Below are 555 nucleotides of genomic sequence, written 5' to 3' on the forward strand. Positions count from 1 at the left end.
GCCACAATGCGGTTCCCATCACCCAGAGCGCGCGCGGCTGGAAGGTGTCGAGAAACGCCGCCACCGCCCACGGGTAGTCGAGCGGCGCGTAGCGATGCACAACCAGATCCCCCAGCTTGGCAGCCTGCTCGGCACCGGTGCGGGTGGTGGTGGTGAGCAGGATCGGCAAGGAGGGCCGCTCGGCCTTGAGAGCACGAATCAGCGGCGTGATGGCCAGCGTCTCCCCTACACTCACCGCATGGATCCACAGTGGTGCATCCTGTCCGGTGGCAGGCAACCGTCCGAGATGCTCGGCCCAGCGCTTGCCAAAGCCGGGCTTGCCCCGCTTCGGCTGGTAGAGGGCCAGCAGGGCCAGCGGCAATCCCAAGTGGATCAGCAGGTTGTAGAGCAGACGGTAGGGCATCTTAGTGGCTCTGCTCCAGCTTCTTGCAGGCCGCGACCACCTGCTCCGGCGGCAAGTCGATCAGGCACTTAAGATGGCCGAACTTGCAGGTGCGCTTGAAACAGGGGCGGCACTCGATATCGGTGTGGACGATCTCGACCCGATCTGCCAGC

The 555-nt window shown here is 65.0% G+C and carries 1 protein-coding gene and 1 pseudogene; both read right to left on the reverse strand.

Going from position 1 to position 555, the window contains the following annotated elements:
- Positions 1–403 (reverse strand): glycosyltransferase N-terminal domain-containing protein (locus CUC53_RS18720; RefSeq protein ID WP_272896790.1); only part of this gene is annotated, 403 nt, incomplete at its 3' end.
- A 1-nt stretch (position 404) separates the two neighbouring features.
- Positions 405–555, reverse strand: a pseudogene (locus CUC53_RS18725) (lipopolysaccharide heptosyltransferase II); the annotation flags it as partial.

The organism is Aeromonas cavernicola, from assembly GCF_002795305.1.
Lineage (GTDB): Bacteria > Pseudomonadota > Gammaproteobacteria > Enterobacterales > Aeromonadaceae > Aeromonas > Aeromonas cavernicola.